The 26513-nt window shown below is 65.4% G+C and carries 22 protein-coding genes; 14 read left to right on the top strand and 8 right to left on the bottom strand.

Annotated features, from left to right (window positions below; all coding sequences use genetic code 11):
- Positions 1 to 47: 47 nt before the first annotated feature.
- From ACRWQA_RS21645 to yiaK, 4 genes are all read right to left on the bottom strand, one after another.
- Positions 48 to 1574, bottom strand: coding sequence for a tripartite tricarboxylate transporter permease (locus ACRWQA_RS21645; protein ID WP_434229007.1), 1527 nt, complete (start codon positions 1572 to 1574; stop codon positions 48 to 50).
- Positions 1575 to 1579: 5 nt separating this feature from the next.
- On the bottom strand, positions 1580 to 2065 hold the full coding sequence (locus ACRWQA_RS21640) for a tripartite tricarboxylate transporter TctB family protein (protein WP_434229009.1): 486 nt from the start codon (positions 2063 to 2065) through the stop codon (positions 1580 to 1582).
- A gap of 141 nt (positions 2066 to 2206) precedes the next feature.
- A complete protein-coding gene (locus ACRWQA_RS21635; RefSeq protein ID WP_263581769.1) occupies positions 2207 to 3178 on the bottom strand; it encodes a Bug family tripartite tricarboxylate transporter substrate binding protein in 972 nt (323 codons plus the stop codon).
- A 112-nt stretch (positions 3179 to 3290) separates the two neighbouring features.
- A complete protein-coding gene (yiaK, locus tag ACRWQA_RS21630) occupies positions 3291 to 4310 on the bottom strand; it encodes a 3-dehydro-L-gulonate 2-dehydrogenase (protein ID WP_434229011.1) in 1020 nt (339 codons plus the stop codon).
- A gap of 213 nt (positions 4311 to 4523) precedes the next feature.
- On the opposite strand from yiaK, the gene ACRWQA_RS21625 reads away from it, so the two are divergent.
- The 9 genes from ACRWQA_RS21625 (at position 4524) to etfB (ending at position 16159) form a co-directional block, all read left to right on the top strand.
- Complete coding sequence (locus tag ACRWQA_RS21625) at positions 4524 to 4841, top strand: NIPSNAP family protein (protein WP_263581767.1); 318 nt, start codon at positions 4524 to 4526, stop codon at positions 4839 to 4841.
- 12 nt (positions 4842 to 4853) lie between these two features.
- On the top strand, positions 4854 to 6512 hold the full coding sequence (locus tag ACRWQA_RS21620; RefSeq protein WP_434229013.1) for a thiamine pyrophosphate-dependent enzyme: 1659 nt from the start codon (positions 4854 to 4856) through the stop codon (positions 6510 to 6512).
- A 292-nt stretch (positions 6513 to 6804) separates the two neighbouring features.
- Positions 6805 to 7962, top strand: coding sequence for a choline metabolism transcriptional regulator GbdR (gene gbdR, locus ACRWQA_RS21615; protein WP_263581765.1), 1158 nt, complete (start codon positions 6805 to 6807; stop codon positions 7960 to 7962).
- 272 nt (positions 7963 to 8234) lie between these two features.
- Positions 8235 to 9212: a dipeptidase gene (locus ACRWQA_RS21610; protein ID WP_263581764.1), complete on the top strand. Its 978-nt coding sequence runs from the start codon at positions 8235 to 8237 to the stop codon at positions 9210 to 9212.
- Between the two features lie 66 nt (positions 9213 to 9278).
- A complete protein-coding gene (locus tag ACRWQA_RS21605; protein WP_434229015.1) occupies positions 9279 to 9824 on the top strand; it encodes a DUF5943 domain-containing protein in 546 nt (181 codons plus the stop codon).
- 10 nt (positions 9825 to 9834) lie between these two features.
- A complete protein-coding gene (gene dgcA, locus ACRWQA_RS21600) occupies positions 9835 to 11907 on the top strand; it encodes a dimethylglycine demethylation protein DgcA (RefSeq protein WP_263581763.1) in 2073 nt (690 codons plus the stop codon).
- A 205-nt stretch (positions 11908 to 12112) separates the two neighbouring features.
- On the top strand, positions 12113 to 14080 hold the full coding sequence (locus tag ACRWQA_RS21595) for a (Fe-S)-binding protein (RefSeq protein ID WP_434229016.1): 1968 nt from the start codon (positions 12113 to 12115) through the stop codon (positions 14078 to 14080).
- On the top strand, positions 14077 to 15351 hold the full coding sequence (gene etfA, locus ACRWQA_RS21590) for an electron transfer flavoprotein subunit alpha (protein ID WP_434229018.1): 1275 nt from the start codon (positions 14077 to 14079) through the stop codon (positions 15349 to 15351). Before ACRWQA_RS21595 ends, etfA begins: the two co-directional genes overlap by 4 nt.
- A complete protein-coding gene (gene etfB / locus ACRWQA_RS21585) occupies positions 15341 to 16159 on the top strand; it encodes an electron transfer flavoprotein subunit beta (RefSeq protein ID WP_434229020.1) in 819 nt (272 codons plus the stop codon). Before etfA ends, etfB begins: the two co-directional genes overlap by 11 nt.
- 70 nt (positions 16160 to 16229) lie before the next feature.
- On the opposite strand, the gene ACRWQA_RS21580 is transcribed toward etfB, so the two are convergent.
- The gene (locus ACRWQA_RS21580) at positions 16230 to 16757 is read right to left on the bottom strand and encodes an invasion associated locus B family protein (protein WP_263581759.1); all 528 of its coding nucleotides are present in this window, start codon (positions 16755 to 16757) and stop codon (positions 16230 to 16232) included.
- A 231-nt stretch (positions 16758 to 16988) separates the two neighbouring features.
- Positions 16989 to 18563 carry a BCCT family transporter gene (locus ACRWQA_RS21575; protein ID WP_263581758.1) on the bottom strand — a complete coding sequence of 525 codons (1575 nt, stop codon included), beginning with the start codon at positions 18561 to 18563 and terminating at the stop codon, positions 16989 to 16991.
- 280 nt (positions 18564 to 18843) lie between these two features.
- Between ACRWQA_RS21575 and fdhA the strand changes: the two genes are divergently transcribed.
- On the top strand, positions 18844 to 20037 hold the full coding sequence (gene fdhA / locus ACRWQA_RS21570) for a formaldehyde dehydrogenase, glutathione-independent (RefSeq protein WP_263581757.1): 1194 nt from the start codon (positions 18844 to 18846) through the stop codon (positions 20035 to 20037).
- 63 nt (positions 20038 to 20100) lie between these two features.
- The gene (locus tag ACRWQA_RS21565) at positions 20101 to 20340 is read left to right on the top strand and encodes a hypothetical protein (protein WP_263581756.1); all 240 of its coding nucleotides are present in this window, start codon (positions 20101 to 20103) and stop codon (positions 20338 to 20340) included.
- A gap of 110 nt (positions 20341 to 20450) precedes the next feature.
- Here the strand turns inward: ACRWQA_RS21565 and gbca are convergent, their stop codons facing one another.
- Positions 20451 to 21737: a glycine betaine monooxygenase oxygenase subunit gene (gbca, locus tag ACRWQA_RS21560; RefSeq protein WP_263581755.1), complete on the bottom strand. Its 1287-nt coding sequence runs from the start codon at positions 21735 to 21737 to the stop codon at positions 20451 to 20453.
- 333 nt (positions 21738 to 22070) lie between these two features.
- Here gbca and gbcB point away from each other — a divergent pair, with 333 nt between their 5' ends.
- Entirely contained in the window at positions 22071 to 23177 is a 1107-nt protein-coding gene (gene gbcB / locus ACRWQA_RS21555) for a glycine betaine monooxygenase reductase subunit (RefSeq protein ID WP_263581754.1), read from the top strand.
- A gap of 18 nt (positions 23178 to 23195) precedes the next feature.
- On the opposite strand, the gene ACRWQA_RS21550 is transcribed toward gbcB, so the two are convergent.
- Positions 23196 to 24269, bottom strand: coding sequence for a substrate-binding domain-containing protein (locus ACRWQA_RS21550; RefSeq protein WP_446326228.1), 1074 nt, complete (start codon positions 24267 to 24269; stop codon positions 23196 to 23198).
- Between the two features lie 194 nt (positions 24270 to 24463).
- Between ACRWQA_RS21550 and ACRWQA_RS21545 the strand changes: the two genes are divergently transcribed.
- Positions 24464 to 24961 (top strand): formate dehydrogenase subunit gamma, encoded by a 498-nt coding sequence (locus tag ACRWQA_RS21545; protein ID WP_263581752.1) that lies wholly within the window; start codon positions 24464 to 24466, stop codon positions 24959 to 24961.
- Positions 24961 to 26511: a formate dehydrogenase beta subunit gene (locus ACRWQA_RS21540; protein ID WP_434231892.1), complete on the top strand. Its 1551-nt coding sequence runs from the start codon at positions 24961 to 24963 to the stop codon at positions 26509 to 26511. The genes ACRWQA_RS21545 and ACRWQA_RS21540 overlap by 1 nt, the downstream gene beginning before the upstream one ends.
- Positions 26512 to 26513 lie beyond the last annotated feature (2 nt).

Here is a 26513-nt window from a genome sequence, read left to right as displayed (position 1 = left end):
GGGAAAAGACAGCGCCGGGGAGCCGGCGCTGTAGGAAGGGGAAGCCGTCAGCTGGTGACGCCTTTTATGACCGGTGTCTTGGGCTTGCGGACCACCATGAAGTAGTAGAACACCCCAGTCAGCAGCAGGAAGAAGAGGCTGTCGAAGCTGGTAAGGAAGATCATCGGGTTGCCGTCGCTGATGGACAGGGCCCGACGACAGTACTCCTCCAGGCCAGGACCCAACACGAAGCCGAGCAGCAGGCAGGCGATGGGGTACTTGTGCTGGCGCAGGACGTAGGCCAGCACGCCGAACAGCAGCGCCAACGCCATCTGGAAAGTGGAATAGGTGGCCACGTAGCTGCCGACCAGCGCGATGACGGCGATGCTGGAATACAGCACGTCACGGCGAATCGACACGATACGTACGAAGTAGGGACCCAGCAGGTAGAGCGTCAGCGGCACGAGGACCAGGGCGCTGACGAGCAGGGCTGCGAACATCGGGGCCACCAGGTGCAGTTGGGCGTCGAGGAACTGGGGGCCCGGCTGCAGGCCGTTGATCACCAGTACCCCGAGCACGATGGCCGTGGTGGGGTCGCCGGGGATGCCGAACGAGAGCATGGGCACGAAGGCGCCGCTGCACATCGAGTTATTGGCTCCTTCGGCTGCGGCGATGCCTTCGCACGAACCCTTGCCGTAGCGTTCGGGATGCTTGGAGCTGCGCATGGCTTCGGCATAGGAGACGAAAGCGGCCATCGAGCCGCCCGCGCCGGGCAGGACGCCGATGGCGTAGCCGATGACGGCGGACTTGAGATAGCGGTAAACGCCGATCTCGCGCACTTCGCTGAGCGGCGGAATGAAATCCCGACGGCGGATTTTTGCGGCCTTGATGGCATCGGCATCGACGGTACGCCGTTCGGCTTTGCGTGCCTGCACCAATAGTTCGCTGATGGCGAAGGCGCCGATGACCAGAGGCATGATGTCGATGCCCTGCATCAGCGTGCTGGTGCCGAAGGTGAAGCGCGGTACGGGTTGCATCACGTCGATGCCCACCGTGGCGACCATGACCCCCAGCGTCGTGGCGACCAGACCCTTGGGGATGGAGTCGCGCTGGGAAATGACGATGACGATCAGCGCGAAGGCGATCAACGAGAATTTCCCCGGCGTGCGGATCAGCAGCGCGGCTTCGGCTGCCATGGGCGCCACCACCATCAGCAGGATGGCGCCCAGGGCACCGCCGATCATGGAGGCCAGGGCCGCGTGCCCCAGGGCCTTGGCCCCCTCGCCGCGCTGCTGCATTGGATAACCCTCGATCGCGGTCATCATCGAGGCCGGGGCGCCGGGAATGTTGATCGTGGTGGCGGTGATGCTGCCGCTGCACATGCCCGCCATGAAGATGCTGGCGCAGGCCACGAGCGCCGAGGTCACGTCGAGGCTGTAGGTCAGGGGCAGCAGCAGGGCGATGGCCAGCATCGAGGTCAACCCCGGCACGGCGCCGAAGAAGGTGCCGATCAGGTAGCCGCCCACCATGTAGGCGAACACCTCGGGCTGTAGCAGGGTGGCGAATCCGTTGAGGAGTTCTCTGAAGTAATCCATGACCGTCACGTCCCTAGGGTGGGCAAGCGAACCTGGAAGATGAGTTCGAACAGGGTGTAGCCGAGCAGAGTAATGAGCAGGGCGGCGAGGATCTTGACGGCCCAGGCGCGCCCGCCCGTGCCGGGATGGGGATTGCCGAACAGGAACGTCAGCAGCAGCACGTAGAGGAACGTGGAGGTGAAATAGCCGATGACCGAGAAGATGCCGATGTACGCGCCGGTCGCCACGGTGACCCACAGCGCGCCGAAGCGATTGAGGGCCGGCACCCCGGCCTCGGCTTGCGTCTCGTCGGCCGCGGGCGTTTCGACCGTGGTGCTCTTGCCGGTTTCGCTACGCCCCTGCCAGATCACGATGCCGATCGAGAGGTACATGATCGCGGCGAGCACGACCGGGAAGAACGAGGCCGTAATATCGCCGCGTTTGATCGGCGGCATCATCTGCAGGGCTTCCACGAGATAGATCGTGGTGACGACCAGCAGCAGGGCGGGCACGACCCACTTTCCACTGAATGAGTAGGGGAGCTTCAAAGGTTCCACCTCTCTTGCTGTAGGGGATAGCCCGCCGCGTGGCGGCACGGCGGGGGCGGGAAATCGCGTTGGGCGCCGGGTGGATGGCAAGCGCGTCTGCGCGGCCTAGTCGAGGATGCCCTGCTCCTGGAGTTCCTCCATGGTGACGAAGATCTCCTCCTGGGTCGTGCCGACCCACTCGGTGACTTCATCGCGTCCCAGCCAGTTGGGGGTCACGCCGACGTCGACCAGCCAGCCCTGGAACTCGTCGCTCTCGTAGGCTTCCTGATACGCCGCCTCGAGCTCGTCCAGGATCGGCTCCGGCGTACCGGCCGGGGCGGCCAGGATGATGAAGCTGCCCATCTGGATATCGAGATCGCGTTCGGAGGCGGGCGGCACGTCCGGGAATGACTGGCTCTGCACGTCGGTGAACTCGATCAGGCCACGCGCATCGCCGCCCTCGATGAGCGAAGCGAAATCGCCCAGGCTGGTGATCGCGAAGTCGATCTCGCCGTTCAGCAGCGCCTCCTTCTGCGGCGCGGCGCCGCCCGGATAGGAGATGATCTTGAAATCGGCCCCGGTTGCGTCCATCAGCTGGAGCAGCGTCAGGTGGGTGCGCGCCCCCATGTTCTGGATGCCGGCGCGAATGCGGCCGGGCTCGGCCTTGGCCGCCTCGATCAGGGCCTCGATGCTGTCGTGTTCCGAGTCGGCCGGCACGATGAGGGCATCGGGCTCGCTGGTAATGCGCGCGATCAGGTCCATCTCGTCGACGCTGTAGCCCGGCAGCATGTCTTGCCACGGCACGGTGATGACACTGTCGTAGGTCAGGGCGCCGAGGGTATAGCCATCGGCCTTGGCGTTGATCAGCTGGATCAGCCCGTTGCCGCTCATGCCGCCCTCGATGTTCTCGACGTAGACGGTGCCGGACAGCGACTCTTCCGCCAGGTCGGTGATCTTGCGCACGATGCCGTCGGTGCCGCCGCCGGCGCCCCATGGCACGATCATGCGGATATCTCGGGTCGGATACTCCTCCGCGGCGTTGGCCGTCGCGGTCACCAGCGTCATGATGCAGGCAAGACCCAGGGTTTTCTTGAGCATGGTGATACTCCTCTTGTTGTTGGCTTCGTCGTTTCGTTGTCGTCAGGGGCGGTGCCCAACGGGCGAGCCGCCATACTCCTTGCTACTTGACTGCTTGTTGCGTTAAGGGGCGTCATTCCGCGAGAGAGAGGATCTCGTTCCAGGTTGCGTCGTCGACTTCAACGGCCGCATCCGGCGCATACCTGTCTCGCCTCCGTCGCTCATCGGTCGATTTGCCCGGCCAGCGCACGGGGGCGCCGCTCTCGTCCGGCGCGGCCGAAGCCAGGTGGGCGGTGATGCCATCCACCAGGTGGTGGCAGAGCTCCTGTCCGCCCAGTTGGCGGGGGTCGAAGAGCATGAATACCTGGCAGCAGCCGGTACCGCTGCCTCGCTGCAGCTTGTCGATCTCGTGGCTGGGCCGGCCCTGGGCCAGCAGCGCCGCAAGAGCGTCGAGCAGGATGGCCAGGCCGGAGCCTTTCCAATAGCCGGTGGGCAGGATGCGGCGCGTGGCTTCGATCGCTGCGGGCTCCCGGGTCAGCTCGCCCTGGGCATCGAAGCCGCCGTCGACGGGAAGTGGCTTGCCTTGCTGGCGTAGCGTCTGGAGCTTGCCGTAGGAGAACTGCGACATGGCCATGTCGAGCACCAGCGGGCTCTCGCCCGGCACGCCCATCACCAGAGGGTTGTTGCCGATACTCTGCTGCGACGACCCCCAGGCCGGCATGCACGATTCCGTATTGGTCCACATCAGTGCGGCATAGCCTCGCTCAACGGCATGCCAGCCATAGCTGCCACCGCGCATCCAGTGGGTGGTGTCGCGCAGGGCCACGACTCCCATGCCATGCTCCTCGGCGAGCGACATGGCGCGTTCGGTGGCCTGCAAGGCATTGCGAACCCCGATGCCGAAGTGGCCGTCGTGGACTTCAAGCGCACCCAGGGCGTGAACCCGCTCCAGCGTGGCGCTCGGGTCGACCCAGCCGCGGCGAACGTAATCGACGAAGCGGGCGATACGGCCGACGCCATGCGAGGCGACACCGTCCCAGGTGCTCTCGGCATGGAGGCGGGCGCAGAGCCGTGCATCCGCGCTCGTCAGTCCGGCGCGCTGCAGAACGCGCTCCAGGGTATGGAGCAGAGTGGTGAAGGGAACCGCTGTCATCGTGTCGTTTCCATTAAGTCATACATCATACAAATACCGTAGCGGCCAAGTGCTCGTTCAGATATGCGCCTTTAGTAGCAGGAGGGCGATGGAGAGTTTCCCGGTCGAATGAAGATTCACACAGGGGTTGCAAAGATAGTAATACATAGTATGTATTACTAAAGGTCGAGATTCCCGATCCCGAAACGTCAATTCCCGAAAGAGGTCATTATCATGTTCGTCGATCTACGTACCTACACGATGGTCCCGGGCCGTCTGAACGCTTATCTCGAACTCTACGAGCGCGAAGGGCTGCCGATTCAGCAGCGCCATCTGGGTAACCTGTTGGGTTATTTCGTTACCGAAACGGGGGAGCTGAACCAGGTCGTGCACCTGTGGGGCTACGAGAGCGCAGCGGACCGAGATGCCCGGCGCACTGCGATGGAGAAGGACCCCGACTGGATCGCCTACCGTAAGAAGAGCGCCGAGGCGGGCAATGTCCAGCACCAGAGCAACAAGCTGCTGCGCCCCACTCGCTTCTCCCCCATCTGAATGGAGGTGTCTATGGCTGGCTCGTACGAGGACCAGGCCCCACGCACGGGCGCGCAGGTGCTGGTCGATGCATTGCTGGACAACGGCGTGACGCAGGCCTTCGCCGTACCCGGCGAAAGTTATCTCAGCGTACTGGACGCGCTGTACGATCATCGGCAGCGCCTGAAGTTGGTGACCTGCCGGCATGAGTCGGGGGCATCCAACATGGCCGAAGCCTACGCCAAGATGACGGGGCAGCCGGGCATCTGCTTCGTCACGCGCGGACCGGGGGCGTGCCACGCCAGCATCGGCGTGCATACCGCACGCCAGGACTCGACGCCGATGATTCTGTTCATCGGCCAGGTCGCGCGGCACATGCGCGAGCGAGAGGCCTTCCAGGAGATCGACTATCGCCAGATGTTCGGGCCGGTGGCCAAGTGGGTCACCGAGGTCGACGATGCCAGGCGGCTGCCGGAACTGCTGGCGCGTGCCTTCCAGACGGCAATCTCCGGCCGCCCCGGCCCGGTGGTCGTCTCGCTGCCCGAGGACATGCTCGATGATATTGTCCGCGTCGAAGATGCCCCGGCCGCGAGCCGCATCCCCATCGTTCCCGATCCGCAGTCGCTGGTGCGTGTCTCTGGCGCCCTGGAAGAGGCGCAGCGTCCGGTACTGATCGTCGGCGGTGGCGACTGGAGCGCTCGGGCCGGCGAGCACCTGCGACAGTTCGCCGAGGCGCATCAGGTGCCGATCCTGGCCTCGTTCCGCTGCCAGGATTTCGTCGACAACGATTCGCCGGCCTATGTGGGGCGTCTCGGCCTGGGTGCGTCGGCACAGGCCAACGCGCTGGTGGAGCAGGCCGATCTGGTCATCTCGCTGGGTGCCAGGCTGGGCGAGGCCACCACGCAGGGCTACACCCTGCTGGTACCCCCACGGCCGCGACAAGGATTCATCCACGTGCATGCGGATATCGGCGAGCTGGGCCGGGTCTACCACGGCTTGACGATCAACGCGACCTCGCCGGAGTTCGCCGAAGCGCTGGCGACGCTACCCCCGCGGGGCGAGATGGCGCGTCGTGCCTATCTGGCTCAGGCGAGGCAGGCTTTCGAGGACTACACGAAAGTCGGGCCCGCCGAGGGCGACCTGGACATGCAGGCCGTCGTGGCGACGATCGCCGAGGCCCTGCCCAGGGATACGGTCTACGCCAACGGTGCGGGCAATTACACCCTGTGGCTGCAGCGTTACCTGACATTTCATGTCTTCCGTACCCAACTGGCACCGACCAGCGGTGCCATGGGATATGGCTTCCCCGCGGCCATCGCCGCCAAGCTGGCTCATCCTGAGCGCAGCGTGGTCGCCTACGGTGGCGATGGCTGTGCTCTGATGAGCATCCAGGAACTGGCGACGGCCCGCATGCTGGGGCTGAAGATCCTGTTCGTGGTCGTCAACAACGGCAGTTACGGGACGATCCGCATGCATCAGGAGCGTCGCTTCCCCGGACGCGTCTCGGGAACCGAGCTGGTCAATCCCGACTTCGTGGCCCTGGCTCGCGGGTTCGGGCTGCATGGCGAAGCCATCGAGCGCAACGACCAGCTGCCGGAGGCGCTGGCCCGCTACCAGGCCCAGGCGGGCTCGGCGCTATTGGAAATTCGCATGTCCGCCGACACGCCACATGCCACGCCGCCCAAGGTGTGAAAGCAGCCTTCCAATCCGTTCGTCGCTCCCGCCTCTCGCAGTTCTTGCCCAAAAACGACGCTTACGACATCTGGTTGCGACACTGCAAGGCCGCCTGACTGGCGGCCTTTTCGCGAATGACGGATTTTAAACGTATCCGAGAGCGACAACATGGAATATCTTGGAGATAAGGGCTTGCCTGATCGCGACACCTCAAAGGTACTGATCCAAGCCCGACCCATGACCCTGACACAGCACCCTTACGGGTAAACATGCCGATAACCATAACGATACACGGCATCGGAGTATGAACATGGCCACGTCCCCCCAGGCTTCGTCCTCAACCCAGGCTTCGTGCAAGGAACCGGCTCCCCAGACGCTGGGTTTCCTGCTGCTGGAAAACTTCACGCTGTTCTCGCTGGCCTCGGCCATCGAGCCGCTGCGCATGGCCAACCAATTGGCCGGGCGAGAGCTGTATCGCTGGTTCACGCTGAGCGTGGACGGCGGGCCGATCTCGGCCAGCGATGGGCTTCAGGTCACTCCTGACGGTGCCATCACCATGCCGCTGGCGCTGGACATGGTCATCGTCTGCGGCGGCGTGGGGCCGTCTCGTGCCGTGCAGCGCGAGCACGTCAGTTGGCTGCAGTCCCAGGCGCGCCTTTCGCGCCGGCTGGGCGGTATCTGTACCGGCAGTTGGGCGTTGGCCAAGGCAGGGCTGCTGGACGGCTACGAGACCAGCGTACACTGGGAATGTCTGGCGGCGATGCGCGAGTCGTTCCCCCGCACGGTGCTGACCACGCGGCTGTTCTCCATCGATCGCGACCGGGCCACCGCCTCCGGTGGCACCGCGCCGCTGGACATGATGCTGACCCTGATCGGACGCGAGCATGGGCGCGAACTCTCGGCGGGCATCTCCGAAATGTTCATCTGCGAGCGCATGCGTGGCGAGAACGATCATCAGCGCGTGCCGCTCAAGCATGTGCTGGGCACCACTCAGCCCAAGCTGCTGGAGATCGTCGCGCTGATGGAGGCCAACCTGGAGGAGCCCATCGCGCTCGAGGAGTTGGCCGCGTACGTCGATGTCTCGCGCCGCCAGCTCGAGCGGCTGTTCCAGAAATACCTGCACTGTTCGCCGTCGCGCTACTACCTCAAGCTGCGACTCACCCGAGCGCGCCAGTTGCTCAAGCAGACCTCGATGTCGATCATCGAGGTCGCCTCGGCCTGCGGCTTCGTCTCCACGCCCCATTTTTCCAAGTGCTATCGGGAGTTCTTCGGCCTGCCGCCGCGGGAGGAGCGCCTGGGCACCAGCCCGCTGCGCCCCCCCGTGCTGGCCGAACAGCCAACCGGCAGCCTGCTGCTGCAACCGGTCGCCTTCCAGCCCGTGCCGGAACAGCCGATCTCGGCGGCGCTGATGGCGCTCGACCAGGCCCGTGGCGAGCCGACCTACGCCAGCGTACGCCTGGACCATTGACCTGAACCCTTGAAGCAGCGGCTCGTGGCCAGGTCGCCGCGAGCCGTTCGCTTCCTCCTCTTCCCGCCTCGATGCCGCCCTCTTCCGTTTCTGCGGGGAGGAACATTGTCATGTTCACGTTTTCCTGCATATCCGGGGGCAGCGCTGTGCCGTTCGTCGCAGTCGCGACAGAGATGACGTTTTTGGGATTATCACCGTCGCTTCCAGAAGTCGGGGTAGGCCTGGCCGGCGCTATGCTGCCATCAGTCAACCCCGATTCGGAGCACGCCCCCATGACTCCCCAAGACCTGCACGACGACGCCATCGTCATCGACGGCCTGATCATCGCCAAGTGGAACCGCGAGCTGTTCGAGGACATGCGCCGCGGCAGGCTCACTGCGGCCAATTGCACCGTCTCGGTTTGGGAGGGTTTCCAGGCCACCGTCGACAATATCGTCAAGTCCAACCAACTGATGGCCGAGTGCAGCGACCTGGTGCGCCCGGTGCGTACCACCGCCGACATCACCCGGGCCAAGGAGGAAGGCAAGACCGGTATCATCTACGGCTTCCAGAATGCCCATGCCTTCGAGGACCAGATCGGCTACGTCGAGATCTTCAAGCAGCTCGGCGTGGGCATCGTGCAGATGTGCTACAACACCCAGAACCTGGTGGGCACCGGCTGCTACGAGCGCGACGGCGGGCTCTCCGGCTTTGGCCGCGAGATCGTCGCCGAGATGAACCGCGTGGGCATCATGTGCGACCTCTCCCACGTCGGTTCCAAGACCTCCGAGGAGGTCATCCTCGAGTCCAAGAAACCGGTCTGCTATTCCCATTGCCTGCCATCCGGCCTCAAGGAGCACCCGCGCAACAAGTCTGACGAGGAGCTGCGCTTCATCGCCGAGCATGGCGGTTTCGTCGGTGTGACCATGTTCACGCCCTTCCTGCGCGCCGGCATCGACGCCACCGTCGACGACTATGTCGAGGCCATCGAATACGTGATGAACATCGTCGGCGAGGACGCCATCGGCATCGGCACCGATTTCACCCAGGGCCATGGCAAGGACTTCTTCGAGTGGCTGACCCACGACAAGGGTTACGCCCGTCGCCTGACCAGCTTCGGCAAGATCATCAACCCCGAGGGTATCCGCACCATCGGCGAGTTCCCCAACCTGACCGAAGCCTTGCTGCGCCGTGGGTTCAGTGAAACACAGGTGCGCAAGATCATGGGCGAGAACTGGGTGCGCATACTGAAGGACGTCTGGGGCGAGTGACGATAACGGCTGCTCCGGGAAAGTCCCGATGATTGCCAAGAACAACGATTTTTGAGGAAACCAACCGTGACCAAGATGGCCCCTGAGCTTCCCATCGAAGTGGATAGCGAAACCGGCGTGTGGACCACCGACGCCCTGCCGATGCTCTACGTACCGCGCCACTTCTTTATCAACAACCACACTGCCGTCGCCGAGGCGCTGGGTGTGGACAAGTACGCCGAGATTCTCTACAGCGCCGGCTACAAGAGCGCCTGGCACTGGTGCGAGAAGGAAGCCGAACTGCACGGCCTGGCCGGCGTGGAAGTGTTCGAGCATTACATGCTGCGGCTCTCCCAGCGCGGCTGGGGCAAGTTCGTGACCGAAGAGATCGACCTCGATGCCGGCACCGCTCGCGTTCGCCTGGAGCATAGTGCCTTCGTCTACCAGCTCGGCAAGACGGGGCACAAGGAGGAGTACATGTTCACCGGCTGGTTCGCCGGCGCCATGGACCAGATCCTCGCCGCCCGCGGCAGCAGCCTGCGTACCGTTGCCGAGCAGACCCAGAGCGCCGCCGAGCCCGGCTGCGACGTGGGCATCTTCACCGTCAAGCCGTTGCCCGACGCCCGGGGTTGAGGAGGTTTCCATGGCATTCGACGCGATTTTCGAGCCGATCCAGATCGGCAAGCTGACCATCCGCAACCGCGTGGTCAGCACCGCCCATGCCGAGGTGCACGCCACCGACGGCGGCATGACCACCGAGCGCTATGTCAGGTACTACGAGGAGAAGGCCAAGGGCGGCTGCGGCCTGTGCATCTGCGGCGGCTCCTCGGTGGTCTCCATTGACAGCCCCCAGGGCTGGTGGAGCTCGGTGAATCTCTCCACCGACCGCATCATCCCGCACTTTCAGAATCTGGCCGATGCCGTGCACAAGCACGGCGGCAAGATCATGATCCAGATTACCCACATGGGGCGTCGCTCGCGCTGGGACGGCTTCGACTGGCCGACCCTGGTGTCGCCCTCGGGTATACGCGAGCCGGTGCACCGCTCCACCTGCAAGACCATCGAGGAGGAGGAGATCTGGCGCATCGTCGGCGACTTCGCCCAGGCCGCGCGGCGGGCGAAGGAGGGTGGCCTGGATGGCGTCGAGCTCTCCGCCGTGCACCAGCACCTGATCGACCAGTTCTGGAGCCCACGGGTCAACAAGCGCACCGACCAGTGGGGCGGCAGCTTCGAGAACCGCATGCGCTTCGGCATGGAAGTGCTCAAGGCGGTGCGCGCAGAAGTAGGCGACGACTTCGTCGTCGGCATGCGCATCTGCGGCGACGAGTTCCATCCGGACGGCCTGACCCACGATGACATGAAGAAGATCGCCGCCTACTACGACGCCACCGGCCAGGTCGACTTCTTCGGCGTGATCGGCTCCGGCTGCGATACCCACAACACCCTGGCCAACGTCATTCCCAACATGTCCTACCCGCCGGAACCCTTCCTGCACCTGGCGGCGGGCATCAAGGAAGTGGTCACCGTACCGGTGATTCATGCCCAGAACATCAAGGACCCCAACCAGGCCCAGCGTATCCTCGAAGGCGGCTACGTCGACCTGGTGGGCATGACCCGGGCGCACATCGCCGACCCGCACCTGATCGCCAAGATCAAGATGGGCCAGATCGACCAGATCAAGCAGTGCGTCGGCGCCAACTACTGCATCGACCGCCAGTACCAGGGTCTCGATGTGCTGTGCATCCAGAATGCCGCGACATCCCGGGAATACATGGGCCTGCCGCATATCATCGAGAAGAGCGAAGGTCCCAAGCGCAAGGTCGTGGTGGTGGGTGGTGGGCCCGGCGGCATGGAGGCCGCCCGCGTCGCTGCCGAGCGCGGCCACGACGTGACCCTGTTCGAGGCCGCGGAGGCCTTGGGCGGCCAGATCACCATCGCCGCCCAGGCCCCGCAGCGCGACCAGATCGCCGGTATCACCCGCTGGTACCAGCTCGAACTGGCGCGCCTCGGTGTCGACCTGCGCCTGGGTACCCGTGCCGACGAGGCAACCCTCGAGGACCTGCGCCCCGACGTCGTGATTCTCGCCACCGGTGGCCAGCCCTTCCTCAGCCAGTTCCCCGAGTGGGGCTATTCGGAGAACCCCGAGGAGAGCCTGGTGGTGAGTACCTGGGACATCCTCTCGGGCAAGGTGGCGCCGGGCAAGAACGTGCTGATCTACGACGCCATCTGCGAATTCTCCGGTGTCTCGGCGGCGGACTACCTGGCCGACAAGGGCGCCAAGGTCGAGATCGTCACCGACGACATCAAGCCGGGTGCGGCGGTGGGCGGCACCACCTTCCCCACCTACTACCGCAGCCTCTACGAGAAGGAGGTGATCATGACCTCCGACCTGATGCTGCACAAGGTCTACCGCGAGGGCAGCGGCCTGGTGGCGGTGCTCGAGAACGAGTACACCGGTGCCCTGGAAGAGCGGGTGGTCGACCAGGTGGTGGTGGAGAACGGCGTGCGGCCCGACGAGGCACTCTACTACGCGCTCAAGGATCGCTCGCGCAATGGCGGGCAGGTGGACCTCGAGGCGCTCTATGCCGCCAAGGCACAGCCCTGCCTGAGCGCAGACGGCGACGGCTACCTGCTGTTCCGACTGGGCGACTGCACCGCGCCGCGCAATACGCACGCGGCCATCTATGACGCCCTGCGGCTGTGCAAGGACCTCTGAAAGCTATTGCGCTCGGCCAGGCGTTGTTGAAGTTCGGCTCGTCATGCTCATGGAGCAAGCAGTCCACTCCGCTGACTCGCCGAACTTCGCCTAGCCTGGCCGTCGCGCATGACGCTTTCACCGTGCCGGCCTCTGTTGCCGCCGGTAAAGCCCCGGCGCTAATGCTAATGCCAAAGCCAACGGCTTATGAGACGAGGTGAGCACCATGCTCGACACCCTCCTGCCGATACTGATCTTCTCCGCCCTGGCACTGGCGGTCATCGGCGCCGTCCGCCGCGTTCGCCTGTGGCGCCAGGGGCGGCCGTCGCCAGTCCCGATTCTTCAAGGCCTGGCGGCCATGCCGCGCCGCTACCTGGTGGACCTGCACCACGTGGTGGCGCGCGACAAGGTCATGTCCAATACCCACGTGGCGACCGCCGGCGGCTTCGTGGCGGCTGCCGTGTTGATGATCCTGGTGCATGGCCTGGGATTCGCCAACCCCATGCTGGGCGGGCTGCTGCTGGCTGCCAGTGCGCTGATGTTCGTGGGCAGCCTGTTCGTCGCCAAACGGCGGCGCAATCCGCCCGCACGGCTCTCCAAGGGGCCGTGGATGCGGCTGCCGAAGAGCCTGATGGCGTTTTCGTTGAGTGTCTTCCTGATCACCCTGCCGACGGTCGGCGTCCTCCCCGAAGGTACGGGTAGCGTGATCCTCGCCTTGGCGCTGGTCGCGGTGCTGACCTGGGGCCTGGGCGAGATGTTCTTCGGCATGACCTGGGGCGGGCCGATGAAGCACGCCTTCGCCGGTGCCCTGCACCTGGCCTTCCATCGCCGCCCCGAGCGCTTCGGTGAGGGCAACCGCTCCACCGGCCTCAAGGCGCTGAACCTGGATGATCCCAAGGCCCCGCTCGGCGTCGAGACGCCCAGCGACTTCACCTGGAACCAGCTGCTCGGCTTCGATGCCTGTGTCCAGTGCGGCCGCTGCGAGGCGGCCTGCCCGGCCTTCGCTGCCGGCCAGCCGCTCAATCCCAAGAAGCTGATCCAGGACATGGTCGTCGGCATGGCCGGTGGCAGCGATGCCAACTACGCCGGTTCCCCCTACCCGGACAAACCGATCGGTGAGCATGCCGGGAGCCCGCACGGCCCGATCGTGGCTCGCGAGGGCACCGCGCTGGTGGATGCCGAAACGCTGTGGTCCTGCACCACCTGCCGCGCCTGTGTCGAGGAGTGCCCGATGATGATCGAGCACGTCGATGCCATCGTCGACATGCGCCGCTTCCTGACGCTGGAGCATGGCAACACCCCCAACAAGGGGGCCGAGGTGCTCGACAACCTGATCGCCACCGACAACCCGGGCGGCTTCGATCCCGGCTCGCGCATGCACTGGGCGGCGGACCTCAACCTGCCCCTGATGCGCGAGGTGGGTCAGGTCGACGTGCTGCTGTGGCTGGGCGATGGTGTCTTCGACATGCGCAACCAGAGGACGCTCAGGGCCTTGGTGAAGGTGCTGCGTGCGGCGGGGGTCGACTTCGCCGTGCTCGGCAATGAGGAGCGCGACAGCGGCGACGTGGCGCGCCGCCTGGGTGACGAAGCGACCTTCCAGTCGCTCGCCAGGCGCAACATCGCGACCCTGTCGCAGTACCGCTTCCAGTGCATCGTCACCTGCGACCCGCACAGCTTCCACGTGCTCGGCAACGAGTACGGCGAACTGGGCGGAAAGTATGAAGTGCGCCATCACAGCACCTACATCGCCGAACTGTATGAGGCGGGGCGCCTGCACTTTGCGCCCTGGAAAGGCGGCAAGGTCACCTATCACGACCCTTGCTATCTCGGCCGCTACAACGGCGAGTATGAGGCCCCGCGCAACGTGCTCAGGGCGCTGGGCATCGAAGTCTCCGAGATGGCACGCTCGGGCTATCGCTCGCGCTGCTGCGGCGGTGGCGGCGGCGCGCCGATTACCGATATTCCCGGCAAGCAGCGGATCCCCGACATGCGCATGAACGACGTGCGCGAAACCGGGGCCGAGCTGGTCGCGGTGGGTTGCCCGCAGTGCACCGCCATGCTCGAAGGCGTGGTGGACGGTCCGGCCGAGGTACGCGACATCGCCGAACTGGTGGCCGATGCCCTGGTGGAGCGTTCCGCTGCTTCAGGTAACAGCCGAGTCGCGCAGCCATCCGTCGAGGAGGTGACACCATGAGCGACATCCCGCGCCGCGATCCGCGTAAGGAGTGGATTGCCAGAAACCGCCTGCACCCCGACCATCTGAGCGTGCTGGCAGAACTCGGCGAGGGCACGTCCGTAGCGACGGAGTGGATGGGCCCCAACGGGGTGATCCGCAGGAACCCACACGCGGTGGGTTTCATCGGCCCCAATGGCATCAAGCGCATCGACCGTAGCGGCGCCCAGCAGGGTGGGCCTGCCGTCACCGGCACGGCGGAGACGAAGGACAGCCGCCGTCAGGTGACGATCGATGATCCGGCCTTCCTGGTGACGGTGGTGCCGGAACTTCCCGGCGGCCGCCTCTCCGGCCACGACAAGGACCTACTGGGCCTGGCCCGGCGCTTGGCCGATGCCGACCCCGAACGCCCCGGCGCCGTGCTGGCCGTGGTGTTCGGCGAGCACAAGGAGGAGGCATTTGGCGAGGCGGGCATCGACCGCCTGCTGCATCTCGATGATGCGCTGTTCGATGGTTATGCACCCGAGGCCCGCCTGGCGGCGCTCGCCGCCGTCGAGGCTGAATACGCCCCGTCTCACTGGTTGCTGCCCGACTCCAAGCTGGGCGGCGCCGACCTGGGACGGCGGTTGGCGGCACGCCTACAGGAGCGGCCCGCCGCTGGCGTCTGGCAGATCGAGCCCGACGCTGCGGCCCCGCTGGGCTGGCGCTGTACGGGTCGGGGTGCCGCCGGCACCACCGATATCCAGCGTGCCCTGCCGCGTGTCGCCCTGGCCTTGCCTGAATGTGCCGAGCCGGTCTCCGAGACCCGTCATGCGGCGCAGTCGCTCGCCTTGCCGCAGCCGCTGCCTGCCCTGCTGGCGCGTATCGAGGATCGCGGCCAGGTGGCCGTCGATCCGGCCGGCGTGGCCCTGGCCGAAGCCGAGTTCATCCTCTCCGCCGGCAACGGCGTCAAGGAGTGGGAAGGATTCCATCATGCCGCCAAGGTGCTGGGAGCGACCGAAGGCGCCTCGCGGGTGGCGGTGGACGACGGATTCATGCCGCGCGACCGCCAGGTGGGCGCCACCGGTACCTGGGTCACCGCCCGGGTCTACGTGGCAGTGGGTATCAGCGGTGCCATCCAGCACCTGCAGGGGATCCAGAGCTGCGAGAAGGTGGTGGCGATCAATCTCGATCCGGGTTGCGACATGATCAAGCGCGCCGACCTGGCGGTAATCGGTGACTCGGCGGGCATACTTGCGGCACTGGTCGAGATGGTGGAGCGGCTACGAGAGGAGAAGCGCGATGCAGCCTGAAGCTCAACAACCTGGAGCCCAGGAGAAAGCGGTGCTCGAGGTGGCGGTACTGGTCTCGGTCGGCCGGCATCCCGTGACCGGTCGTGCGCGTCGCGCCGATCAGGACGCCCGTGGTGTGGAACTGGCCATGTCCCTCGGCCAAGCGAATATCACACTGCTGCATGCGGGTACGCTCGACGAGCAGAGCGAGGATGCCTTGCGCGGCTACCTGGGCATGGGCCTGCCGGAGTTGACCCTGGTCGAGCAACCGTCCGGCGCCGACGTGATTCCCGCCCTGGCCGGTACGCTGAAAGAGGCAAGGCCGCAATTGGTGATCGCCGGTGAGCGTGCCGAACAGGGGGAGGGCTCCGGAATGCTGCCTTACCTGCTGTCCGAACAGCTGGGTTGGCCGCTGGTCAGTGGCCTGGCCGGCGTGGAAAAAGTCGAGAATGGCGTGGCGACATTGCTCCAGGCCCTGCCGCGCGGCCAGCGCCGCCGGCTTCAGGTGCGGCTGCCGGCCATCGTCACCGTCGACGCCGCCGCCGCGACGGCCCGCCAGAGCGCTTTCGGGCCGGCCCGGCGCGGTGAGATCGAGGTCGAAGCCGCCGCGGTGGAGTGGGACGAGGCCCAGGCGGAGTGGAGCGTGGCCCCGGCCCGCAAACGCCCCAAGCGGCTCAAGATCGTCAAGGCGACATCGGCGCGGGAGCGCTTCAAGGCCGCGGCGGCCAAGGCCGAAGGGGGCAGTGGCCAGGTGCTGACCGACGTGACGCCGGAGCAGGGCGCCGAGGCGATCTTCAAGCTATTGAAGGAGGAGGGTGTGCTGCGGTAACGGCAAGCGTCACCCGCGACCCGACGAGCCCCGGCGCAATGCCGGGGCTCTCGTATGAGAGGCCCCGCCTTCAGGGCGAGATGCGGGTGCTGGCGTCGGTGAAGCCCATCAGGGAGATATCCAGATCGATGCGGTCGCCGCGTGGGCCGAACAGGCTCAGGGTGGCCGTACTGCCGCTGCGCAATGCCTGCAGCAGGGATGGTTGAACGGGAAGGTCGGCACGGCAGCCCTGTTGCACACAGGTCTGGTAGGGGAACTGGACCGGCTCTCCGTCACCTACCTGGAGCTGCAGGCCCGAGGCGAGATGCACCCCCAGCGGTAGCAGGAAGGTCATCGCCGGGCCGTCGAGTTGCGGCGGATACGCCATCACGACCTCCATCACAGGCTGGTTGCTGTCCGGTTCGTTGACCACCTGGCCCATCGTGCAGATGCCTCCGCCCTCGCTTGGGCAGGCGACCTCCCAGTCACGGAATTGCTCGGTGGTGACTTCGGCATCGGCGGCCCCCGGCGAGGTCTGCTGGGCGAAGGCAGGGGGGGGCAGGGTCAGCAGCGACAACAGGCCGGCCAGGCCCAGGCATCGGGTGAACCGGGTCGACATCAGTGTTACCTCCTTCGACTTGGGTGACCATGGGCTCTCGTCGCGTCGTGACCACACGACAGGGAGGGGCACACTTGCCACCTCGACGAGGGGTCAGGATGGAAACCACTACCATGCCCGTTCGTTCCCTCGAGGTCGAGCCCGATCTGAGGTGGCGTGGCGAGAAGCCTACAACGCAACAACCCCGGCCGAAGCCGGGGCTGTTGCGTTAGAGGAAGGGAAGCTTGCGAATCAGGCCGGCTTGGCTGCCACCAGCCCACGCTGCTCTTCCAGCAACCCCTTCACCAGGCAGAAGGCCATGCCCAGCAGCACCAGGGTGAAGGGCAGCCCGGTAGCCACGGCGCCGGCCTGCAGCGCACCCAGTGCGGTGCTGCCGCCGCCGTAGAGCAGAATGCCGGCGATCACGCCTTCCAGCACCGCCCAGAACACACGCTGGCCGCGGGGGGCGTCGGTCTTGCCGCCGGCGGTGATGTTGTCGATCACCAGCGAGCCGGAGTCCGACGAGGTGATGAAGAAGATCAGCACCAGCAGGATCGCCAGGCTGGAGGTCACAGTGGTCAGCGGCAGGTGCTCGAGCATCTGGAACATCGCCAGCGAGACGTCGCTGATGCCGTCTGCCAGGGCGCCGACGCCAGCGGCCGACTGCCCCAGGGCGGTGCCGCCGAAGGCGCTCATCCACACCAGGGTAACCAGGGTCGGCACCAGCAGCACGGCAATCAGGAACTCACGCACCGTGCGCCCGCGGGAAACCCGCGCAATGAACATGCCGACGAAGGGCGACCAGGAGATCCACCAGGCCCAGTAGAATACCGTCCAGCCGTGGTACCAGGTGGTGTCGTCGCGGCCGATCCAGTTGGAGAGCGGGACGATATGGCTGACATAGGCCAGGGTGGTGCTCCACAGGTTGTTGACGAACAGCAGCACGCCTCCGGTAACGATCACGAAGGTGAGCAACGCCAGGGCGATCACCATGTTGATGTTGGAGAACAGCTTGACGCCGCCGTCGATGCCGCGCCACACCGAGAACAGGGCCACGGCGGTGACCACCACGATGATGGCCAGTTGGGTGCCGATGGTATTGGGTATGTCGAACAGGTAGTTGAGTCCGCCCGCCGCCTGGGAGGCACCGAAGCCCAGCGATGTGGCCAGGCCGAAGATGGTGGCCAGCACCGCGACGATGTCGATGATGTGGCCGAACCAGCCGCGCACGCGCTCGCCGAGGATCGGCGTGAAGGCCGAGCGCAGGGTCAGCGGCAGGCCGCGGTTGTAGGCGAAGAAGGCCAGCGACAGCCCTACCACGCCGTAGATTGCCCAGGGGTGCAGGCCCCAGTGGAACATGGTGGCGCCGATGGCTGCGCTGGCTCCGGCCGGGGTGTGCGCTTCGGCATTGAGCGGGGTGCCATACCAGTCGGTGTAGTAAGCCACCGGCTCAGCCACGCTCCAGAACATCAGGCCGATGCCCATGCCGGCGGCAAACAGCATGGCGAACCAGGAGAGCGTGGAGTATTCCGGCCGGGCTTGACTGCCGCCCAGGCGAATGCGTCCCACCGGCATGGCGATCAGCGCCAGGCACAGCAGCACGAAGAGGTTACCGGCGATCATGAACAGCCAGTCGAAATATTCGATCGACCAGCCGCGGGCCGCGGTGAGGTGGCTGTTGGCGGCATCGGGATAGATCAGGGCATAGAGGATAAAGGCCAGGATGGCCAGGGCCGAGAGAGGGAAGACGGGATGATGGAAATCCATCCCCAGCACCTGGGCATTGTCCTGCCCCGGTTTGAGGATCGGTGCATCGTCATGCTTCATGGGGGGTTCCTCGTGATTATTCTTGGTGTTGCGCGGGTGCCGGGGGCGTTGGTGCGCCCGGGCCGCTCATTGTTCGCCTCCTGAGAAGTCGGTGGTGTCGTGAAAGCGACCTGCGGTTATCTGGGGGAGGCTTGAACATGGCGATATCACGCATGACGACGTCGCCTATGCGTATACGGGGTGTGCAAGGTGTGGCGTAGGCTGGCTCGGTGGCCTCGCGCCATCCCCTCGGCGCCGTGATCCAGTCCGGTCAGCCGCATAACAACGTAAGGAGCCAGCCATGAGCCAAGCCAACCGCGGAGTCGTCTACAAGGGCCCGGGCAAGGTCGACGTCGAATCCATTCCCTACCCGGAACTCGCTCTCGGCAATCGCAAATGCGACCACGGCGTGATCCTGAAGGTGGTCACCACCAACATCTGTGGTAGCGACCAGCACATGGTGCGCGGACGCACCACCGCCCCGTCCGGCCTGGTGCTGGGCCACGAGATCACGGGCCTGGTGGTCGAGTGTGGACGCGACGTCGAATTCATCCAGCCGGGCGATCTGGTCTCGGTACCCTTCAACATCGCCTGCGGGCGTTGCCGTAACTGCAAGGAAGGCCGCACCGGGATCTGTCTCAACGTCAACCCGGCGCGTCCAGGCGCGGCCTATGGCTACGTCGACATGGGTGGCTGGGTCGGTGGCCAGACGGAATACGTCATGGTGCCCTACGCCGATTTCAACCTGCTGAAATTCCCGGATGCCGACCAGGCCATGGACAAGATCCGTGACCTGACCCTGCTCTCGGACATCTTCCCCACCGGCTTCCACGGCTGCGTGACGGCCGGTGTCGGGCCGGGCAGCACCGTCTATATCGCCGGAGCCGGTCCGGTGGGCCTGGCGGCGGCGGTTTCGGCCCAACTGCTGGGGGCGGCCTGCGTGATCGTCGGCGACATGATCGAGGAGCGTCTGGCCCAGGCGCGCAGCTTCGGTTGCGAGACCATCGACCTGACCCAGGATGGCGACATGGCCGACAAGCTCGAGGCGATTCTCGGCGAGCGCGAAGTCGATGCCTTCGTCGACTGCGTCGGCTTCGAGGCCCATGCCTGTGGTTGCAACCACGGCAAGGAGGCTCCCGCCACCGTACTCAACTCAGCGATGCAGATGACGCGTGCCGGTGGCCAGATCGGCATTCCGGGTCTCTACGTGACCGAGGACCCGGGTGCCGTGGACGATGCCGCCAAGCAGGGTGCGCTGAGCATGCGCTTCGGCCTGGGCTGGGCCAAGTCCCACTCCTTCCATACCGGCCAGTGCCCGGTAATGAAGTATCACCGCCCGCTGATGCAGGCGATCCTGTTCGAGAAGGTCAAGATCGCCGATGCGGTCAACGTGCAGATAATCTCGCTGGATCAGGCACCGCAGGGTTATGCCGACTTCGACGGCGGTGCGGCGAAGAAATTCGTCATCGACCCCCACGGCAGCGTGGCTGCCTGACGCCCGAGCGGGTAATGTAGAGGAGTAAACGACGGCTAGCGACAGCGGGAGGTGGTGAGAGAGATGATGTACGCCGACTTGATCGATGCGGAAGACTTCCGTCAGCGTCTGGTGGCACTGGGCATCGATCTACCTGCCGATGCCGATCCCGACACATGTGCTCGGCTTGTCGCTCAGCGGCAAGCCGAGGTGGGGGTTCCCGGCTTGCCGGCGCTGGTCGCCGAGCTGGAGGCCCAGACCGGCGTCATGCAGCCTGAGGTGCGTGAGGCGCTGTCGAGCCATCTGCGGCCTGCTATCGGCTAGCCGCATAGCCCAGGCTGCGTCCCCGTACCGCTGTCCGAACCCGAGTAAAACGCAATCGCCCCCGGCTCAAGGCCGGGGGCGATTGTTTGCGGTCGGGTGAAACGAGAGGCTTAGCCGCCTACCAGATGCAGGTGCGGTGCGCTGTGGCCCAGGTTCTCCTGCATCCGCTCGCTGTACCAGTCGATGAAGTCGATCACGCCGAACTCGTAGGTTTCCGAGTAGGGGCCCGGCTGATAGGCCTTGGAGTTGATGCCGCGCTGGTTCTCCTCGGCCAGGCGCTTGTCCTGGGCATTGGTAGCATCCCACACCCGGCGCATCTCGTCGGGGTTGTAGTCGACGCCCTCCACGGCATCCTTGTGCACCAGCCACTTGGTGGTCACCAGCGTTTCCTGCGGCCCAAGCGGCAGGACGCGGAACACGATGGAGTGATCGCCCATGAAGTGGTTCCAGGAGTTGGGCAGGTGCAGGATGCGCAGCGAGCCCATGTCGGGGCTGGTCAGGCGGCCCATCAGCTTGCGGCAGGCCGGCTTGCCGTCCATGGTCATGGAGACCACGCCATCCAGCAGCGGGGTGCGGGTCAGCCGGTTGCGCTTGCCGAAGCGCTTGAGCTGCCAAGGGATCTGCTCCTCGTCCCACTCGGACTGCTTCTTGGCTACCAGCGCCTTGTAGGCTGGCGTAGCGCGGGGGTCGTCGGTGTCGTCGAATTCCTGCAGCGAGTTGAGCAGCTCCGGGTGGGCGCCGTTGCAGTGGTAGCACTCGCGGTTGTTCTCGATCACCAGCTTCCAGTTGGCCTGCTCGACGATGCTCGACTCCACGGCGACCTTGACGTTGTCCATCTCGTAAGGCTCGAGATAGTGCTCCAGGGTGAGCAGGAAGTCGTCGATGGCCGGCGGCTGTTCGGCCAGGCTGATGAAGATGAAGCCGCCGCCGGTGCGCACGTGGACCGGCTTGAGGCCGTAGGCGGAGAGATCGAAATTCTCGCCCATGTCGCTGCCGGCGAACAGCAGGCGGCCGTCGAGTTCGTAGGTCCACTGGTGGTAGGGGCAGACCAGCTTGGCGACCTTGCCCTTGTCGCTGACGCATAGCCGCGAACCGCGGTGACGGCAGACGTTGTGGAAGGCATGGATCGCACCGCCGTCGCCGCGCACCAGGATCACCGGGTTGTCGCCGACCTGCAGGGTCATGTAGTTGCCCTTGGCCGGGATCTCGCAGGCCATGCCGGCGAACAGCCACTCCTTGCCGAAGATCTCCTGCATGTCCAGGGCGAACAGGCGGGCATCGTTGTAGAAGGGCTGGGGCAGCGAGAAGTTGCGCGTGCGCTCGGCAAGCATCTTGGCGGTGGCCTGACGCGCCGGATCCAGGGGGTCGTCCAGGGGGGCCGGGGAGAGTGTGTCCATGGAAGCTTCCTCATTGCTGGCCGCGTCTGCGGCATCGGTCGGATTGTTGGTGTTGATGTCGTCAGGGATTCGGCGTCGTCATTGTGTGGGTGCCGGGGTACGAATACGGCGAGTGTGGATCAGCCGCCGGGCGCCCAGTTGTCTGCCGACGACAAGGATGAATGCAGGCGCGACGCGCGGAGGAAGAAAAGACACATCGGGTGGGGAGCATGGGCATGCCCGTGTCGTAGTCAGGCAAGTCGTGGCCTTGCTGCCTGGCGCAGAATTCGTTCAACGGCAGGCGGTGTTCCGCAGTCGGAGCCTTCCACGCTGATCAATGCCAGGCGACACGACATGACCATGAACTTTCTCAACCCCGTCACGACCCAGACCTGGACCAACGGCCGCCACTTGGTGCGTTGCGTCAAGGTGATCCAGGAAACCTGGGACGTTCGCACCTTCTGCTTCATGGCCGAGCAGCCGGTGCTGTTCTTTTTCAAACCGGGGCAGTTCGTGACCTTGGAACTGGAGATCGACGGGGAGCCGATCATGCGCTCCTACACGATCTCCAGCTCGCCATCGATTCCCTACAGCTTCTCGATCACCGTCAAGCGGGTGCCGGGTGGCCGGGTGTCCAACTGGCTCCACGACAACATGAAGGTCGGTGACGAGCTGGCGGTGCATGGTCCGGTGGGCAATTTCAACTCGATCGACTTTCCCGCCGACAAGGTGCTGTTCCTCTCCGGCGGCGTGGGGATTACGCCGTTGATGTCGATGACTCGCTGGTTCTTCGACACCAACGCCAGCGTCGACGTCGAGTTCATCCACAGTGCCCGTGCTCCGCGCGACGTCATCTACCATCGCGAACTCGTGCACATGTTCTCGCGCATCCCCGAGTTCAAGTTGCATATCGTTTGCGAAAAAAAGGACGACATCGGCGAGGCCTGGGCCGGCTATCGAGGGTATCTGACCCAGCCGATGCTGGAGTTGATGGCGCCCGACTTCCTGGATCGGGAGATCTTCTGCTGCGGCCCCACTCCCTACATGAACGCGATCAAGCGCATCCTGCGCGATAACGGCTTCGACATGAGCCACTATCATGAGGAGTCCTTCGGCGCCACACCGCTGGAGGTGCGCGAGGATGTGCTGGAGCTGGCCGAACAGGCCGAGGCCGAGGCCGAGGAGATCGATGTCGCCGACATGCTCAGCGTCGAGTTCTCCGGCTCGGGCAAGAGCGTGCGCATTCAACCGGGCGAGACGGTGCACGCCGCCGCCGCCAAGCTGGGCCTGCACATTCCCAAGGCCTGCGGCATGGGCATCTGCGGCACGTGCCGAGTGGGGCTCAAGTCCGGTGAAGTGGACATGGAGCACAATGGCGGTATTACCGATGAAGATGTCGCCGAGGGCTACATTCTCTCCTGCTGCAGCAAGCCGCTGGGCAACGTGGTGGTCGACTACTGAGGTCGACCCCGGCGAGGCTCAGGCGTTTCCGGTCTCGTCGAACAACTCGTCGACGCTGCATACCTCGCCGCAGCGATTCGGCGAGTAGCCGGGCAGTTCGCTGACGGCTTGCAGGAACGGCTCGCTGCGGATCATCTCCAGCAGGCGCTTGACGCTGGGGTCGGTGAGGCTCCGCCGCTGGCACACCAGCAGATAGTGCTCCTGAGCCAGGGGCAGGAAGGCCAGGCCGAACTGATGTGCGGCGGCTTCCACCCCGAAGCCCACGTCGGCCATGCCGGCGGCGATGTAGGCGGCCACGGCGGAGTGGGTGTACTCCTCCAGCTCGAAGCCCGGGATCCGTTGCGACGAGAGCCCGGCGTCGCGCAGCAGGATATCGAGCAGCGCCCGGGTGCCCGATGCCTTCTGACGGTTGATGAAACGCACATCGCCGCGTGACAGGTCGGCCAGGCCGGCGATGCCCTTGGGGTTGCCCGGCCGCACCATGAGCCCCTGGCAGCGGGTGATGAACCGAATGATGCAGTGGCTGCGCGGGCGCAGCTGGCGGCGGTAGCCCTGCATCAGCGGGCCGCGGGTCGCCGAGGTCGGCATGTGATAGCCGGCCACGTCGCAGGCGCCTCGATTCAGCGCGGCCAGCGCCTCCTGCGGGCTGCAGTACTGCAGGTCGAGCTGGAAGTCGCTGGCGAACCGGGGCAGCAACGCCACCGCATAGCCGTGGCTGGCGTGCATGCGCAGTACTGGCTCGACGCCTTCGAACAGCTGCTGCAGTTCGAGGTTCAGCTCCGAGCCCAGGCTCTCGAGCTGCGGGCCGAGCCGGGCGGCCACTCGCTGGCGTGCCCACAGCAGTTTGTCGCCCAGCGGCGAGAGCTGCGCGCCGCGCCCCTTTTGCATCTCCACCAGCGCAGCGCCGAAGAAGTCCGCCCACTTGTTGAGCAGGTTCCAGGCGTGGCGGTAGGAGATGCCGGCCTCGGCGGCGGCCGCGGTCAGCTTGCCGCTGCGATGGATGCCCTGCAGCAGCCCGAACAGCTGTGGATCCAGGCGGTTACCGGCCTCGTCGGTGAACGACCAGGCCGGTTCGATTCTAATGCGTTTCATATGCTGTGTTTTTCATATTTCGAAACGGGAGCAGTGCTGCTACCTTCACAAGTACGTACAACTACGCACGAGCAAGTGATACTACGGGCACTTTAACCAATATATGCACTGTAGTACATAACTAGACCGTAACCAGCAGCTTCGAACGTACCGGTGCAGGAATAGGCGCCATACGTTCGCTTCGAGGCCAGGCCATGCTCAACAGCACCTTCCAACCGTGGACCCCCCAACTGGTTCGGGACGAGATCGACGCCCTGAAGCACAAACCGGGAGCCCTGCTGCCCATCCTGCATGCGATCCAGGATCGCTGCGGCTACATACCGCGCGAGGCAGTGCCGATCATCGCCGAATCGCTGCAGCTGACGCGTGCCGAGGTGCACGGCGTAATCAGCTTCTATCACCATTTCCGCAGCGCGCCACCGGGACGCCATGTGGTGCAGATCTGCCGCGCCGAGGCGTGCCAGGCGCGCGGCTCGCGGGCGCTGGAGATGCATGCGCGCTCGACGCTCGGTATCGATTACCACCAGACCACCGCCGATCGCGAGATCACCCTGGAGCCGGTCTACTGCCTGGGCAACTGTGCCTGCGGCCCGTCGCTGCGCATCGGTGACCGCATCCACGGCCGGGTCACGCCCGAGAAATTCGATCGCCTGGTCGACGAGATGACCACCCAAGTGCTGGAGGTGAGCTGATGAGCGTCAGAATCTTCGTTCCCCGCGAAACCACGGCGCTCGCGCTCGGTGCCGACGAGGTTGCCGCACGCATCGAGGCGGAGGCGGTCGCACGCGGTGCCGAGGTCGAGCTGGTGCGCAACGGCTCCCGCGGGCTGTTCTGGCTGGAGCCGATGGTGGAGGTCGAGACCGCCGCGGGGCGCATCGCCTACGGGCCGGTCGAGCCCGGCGACGTGGCCGGCCTGTTCGACGCCGGGCTGCTCGAAGGCAGCAACATGCCACCCCTCTGCCAGGGACCGACCGAGTCGATTCCCTACCTGCAGGCCCAGCAGCGCCTGACCTTCTCGCGCATCGGCGTCACTGATCCACTCTCCATCGACGACTACCGGGCCCACGACGGCTTCCGCGGCCTGGAACGGGCGCTCTCGCTCGAGCCCCAGGCCATCGTTGACGAGGTCAAGGCCTCCGGCCTGCGCGGTCGCGGCGGGGCGGCGTTCCCTACCGGCATCAAGTGGCAGACGGTACTCGCTGCCCCCGCCGAACAGAAGTACATCGTCTGCAACGCCGACGAGGGCGATTCCGGTACCTTCGCCGACCGCCTGGTGATGGAGTGCGACCCCTACCTGCTGATCGAGGGTATGGCCATCGCCGGCCTCGCCGTGGGTGCCACTCAGGGCTACATCTACCTGCGTTCGGAATACCCACTGGCTCACGAGATCTTCGATGAGGCGATTGCCCGCGCCGAGGCCGCCGGCTATCTCGGCGCCGATATTCTCGGCAGCGGCCGGCGCTTCGATCTCGAAGTGCGACTCGGTGCCGGTGCTTACATCTGCGGCGAGGAGACCTCACTGCTCGAGAGCCTCGAAGGCAAGCGCGGCATGGTGCGCTTCAAGCCGCCGCTGCCGGCGATCGAGGGGCTGTTCGGCCAGCCCACGGTGGTCAACAACGTCCTGTCGCTGGCCGCGGTACCCTTCATTCTCGCCCACGGGGCCACGGCCTACGCCGACTACGGCATGGGCCGCTCGCGGGGCACTCTGGCACTGCAACTGGCCGGCAACGTCAAGCGCGGCGGGCTGGTGGAGCTCGCTTTCGGTACCACTCTGCGCGAGCTGATGGAGGACTTCGGTGGCGGTACCTTCAACGGACGGCCGCTGCGCGCGGTGCAGGTCGGCGGCCCGCTGTGCGCCTACCTGCCCGAAAGCCAGTGGGACCTGCCGCTCGACTACGAGGCCTTCGCCGAAGTCGGCGCGGGGGTCGGCCACGGCGGCGTGGTGATGTTCGACGACACGGTGGACATGGCCGAACAGGCACGCTTTGCCATGGAGTTCTGCACCGTGGAGTCTTGCGGCAAATGCACCCCCTGCCGTATCGGCGCGGTGCGCGGCGTCGAGGTGATCGACCGCATTCGCGCAGGCGACAACCGCGAGGCCAATCTGGCGCTGCTGGGTGACCTGTGCGAGACCATGGTTGACGGCTCCCTCTGTGCGATGGGCGGCATGACGCCCTTCCCCGTGCAGAGCGTGATGAATCACTTTCCCGAAGACCTGCAACGCGACGCGCAGCAGCGTTGAGC

Source organism: Billgrantia sp. C5P2, from assembly GCF_051062895.2.
This window is presented reverse-complemented; position numbering and strand designations above follow the sequence as displayed.

Excerpts from the sequence above, each read along its gene's own strand:
- etfA (WP_434229018.1), top strand. The coding sequence starts at position 14,077 with ATGAGCGACATCCCGCGCCGCGATCCGCGTAAGGAGTGGATTGCCAGA.
- fdhA (WP_263581757.1), top strand. The coding sequence starts at position 18,844 with ATGAGCCAAGCCAACCGCGGAGTCGTCTACAAGGGCCCGGGCAAGGTC.
- ACRWQA_RS21580 (WP_263581759.1), bottom strand. The coding sequence starts at position 16,757 with ATGTCGACCCGGTTCACCCGATGCCTGGGCCTGGCCGGCCTGTTGTCG.
- ACRWQA_RS21550 (WP_446326228.1), bottom strand. The coding sequence starts at position 24,269 with ATGAAACGCATTAGAATCGAACCGGCCTGGTCGTTCACCGACGAGGCC.
- gbdR (WP_263581765.1), top strand. The coding sequence starts at position 6,805 with ATGGCCACGTCCCCCCAGGCTTCGTCCTCAACCCAGGCTTCGTGCAAG.
- etfB (WP_434229020.1), top strand. The coding sequence starts at position 15,341 with ATGCAGCCTGAAGCTCAACAACCTGGAGCCCAGGAGAAAGCGGTGCTC.
- gbcB (WP_263581754.1), top strand. The coding sequence starts at position 22,071 with ATGACCATGAACTTTCTCAACCCCGTCACGACCCAGACCTGGACCAAC.
- ACRWQA_RS21645 (WP_434229007.1), bottom strand. The coding sequence starts at position 1,574 with ATGGATTACTTCAGAGAACTCCTCAACGGATTCGCCACCCTGCTACAG.
- gbca (WP_263581755.1), bottom strand. The coding sequence starts at position 21,737 with ATGGACACACTCTCCCCGGCCCCCCTGGACGACCCCCTGGATCCGGCG.
- ACRWQA_RS21575 (WP_263581758.1), bottom strand. The coding sequence starts at position 18,563 with ATGAAGCATGACGATGCACCGATCCTCAAACCGGGGCAGGACAATGCC.
- yiaK (WP_434229011.1), bottom strand. The coding sequence starts at position 4,310 with ATGACAGCGGTTCCCTTCACCACTCTGCTCCATACCCTGGAGCGCGTT.
- ACRWQA_RS21620 (WP_434229013.1), top strand. The coding sequence starts at position 4,854 with ATGGCTGGCTCGTACGAGGACCAGGCCCCACGCACGGGCGCGCAGGTG.
- dgcA (WP_263581763.1), top strand. The coding sequence starts at position 9,835 with ATGGCATTCGACGCGATTTTCGAGCCGATCCAGATCGGCAAGCTGACC.
- ACRWQA_RS21625 (WP_263581767.1), top strand. The coding sequence starts at position 4,524 with ATGTTCGTCGATCTACGTACCTACACGATGGTCCCGGGCCGTCTGAAC.
- ACRWQA_RS21635 (WP_263581769.1), bottom strand. The coding sequence starts at position 3,178 with ATGCTCAAGAAAACCCTGGGTCTTGCCTGCATCATGACGCTGGTGACC.
- ACRWQA_RS21595 (WP_434229016.1), top strand. The coding sequence starts at position 12,113 with ATGCTCGACACCCTCCTGCCGATACTGATCTTCTCCGCCCTGGCACTG.
- ACRWQA_RS21540 (WP_434231892.1), top strand. The coding sequence starts at position 24,961 with ATGAGCGTCAGAATCTTCGTTCCCCGCGAAACCACGGCGCTCGCGCTC.
- ACRWQA_RS21565 (WP_263581756.1), top strand. The coding sequence starts at position 20,101 with ATGATGTACGCCGACTTGATCGATGCGGAAGACTTCCGTCAGCGTCTG.
- ACRWQA_RS21610 (WP_263581764.1), top strand. The coding sequence starts at position 8,235 with ATGACTCCCCAAGACCTGCACGACGACGCCATCGTCATCGACGGCCTG.
- ACRWQA_RS21545 (WP_263581752.1), top strand. The coding sequence starts at position 24,464 with ATGCTCAACAGCACCTTCCAACCGTGGACCCCCCAACTGGTTCGGGAC.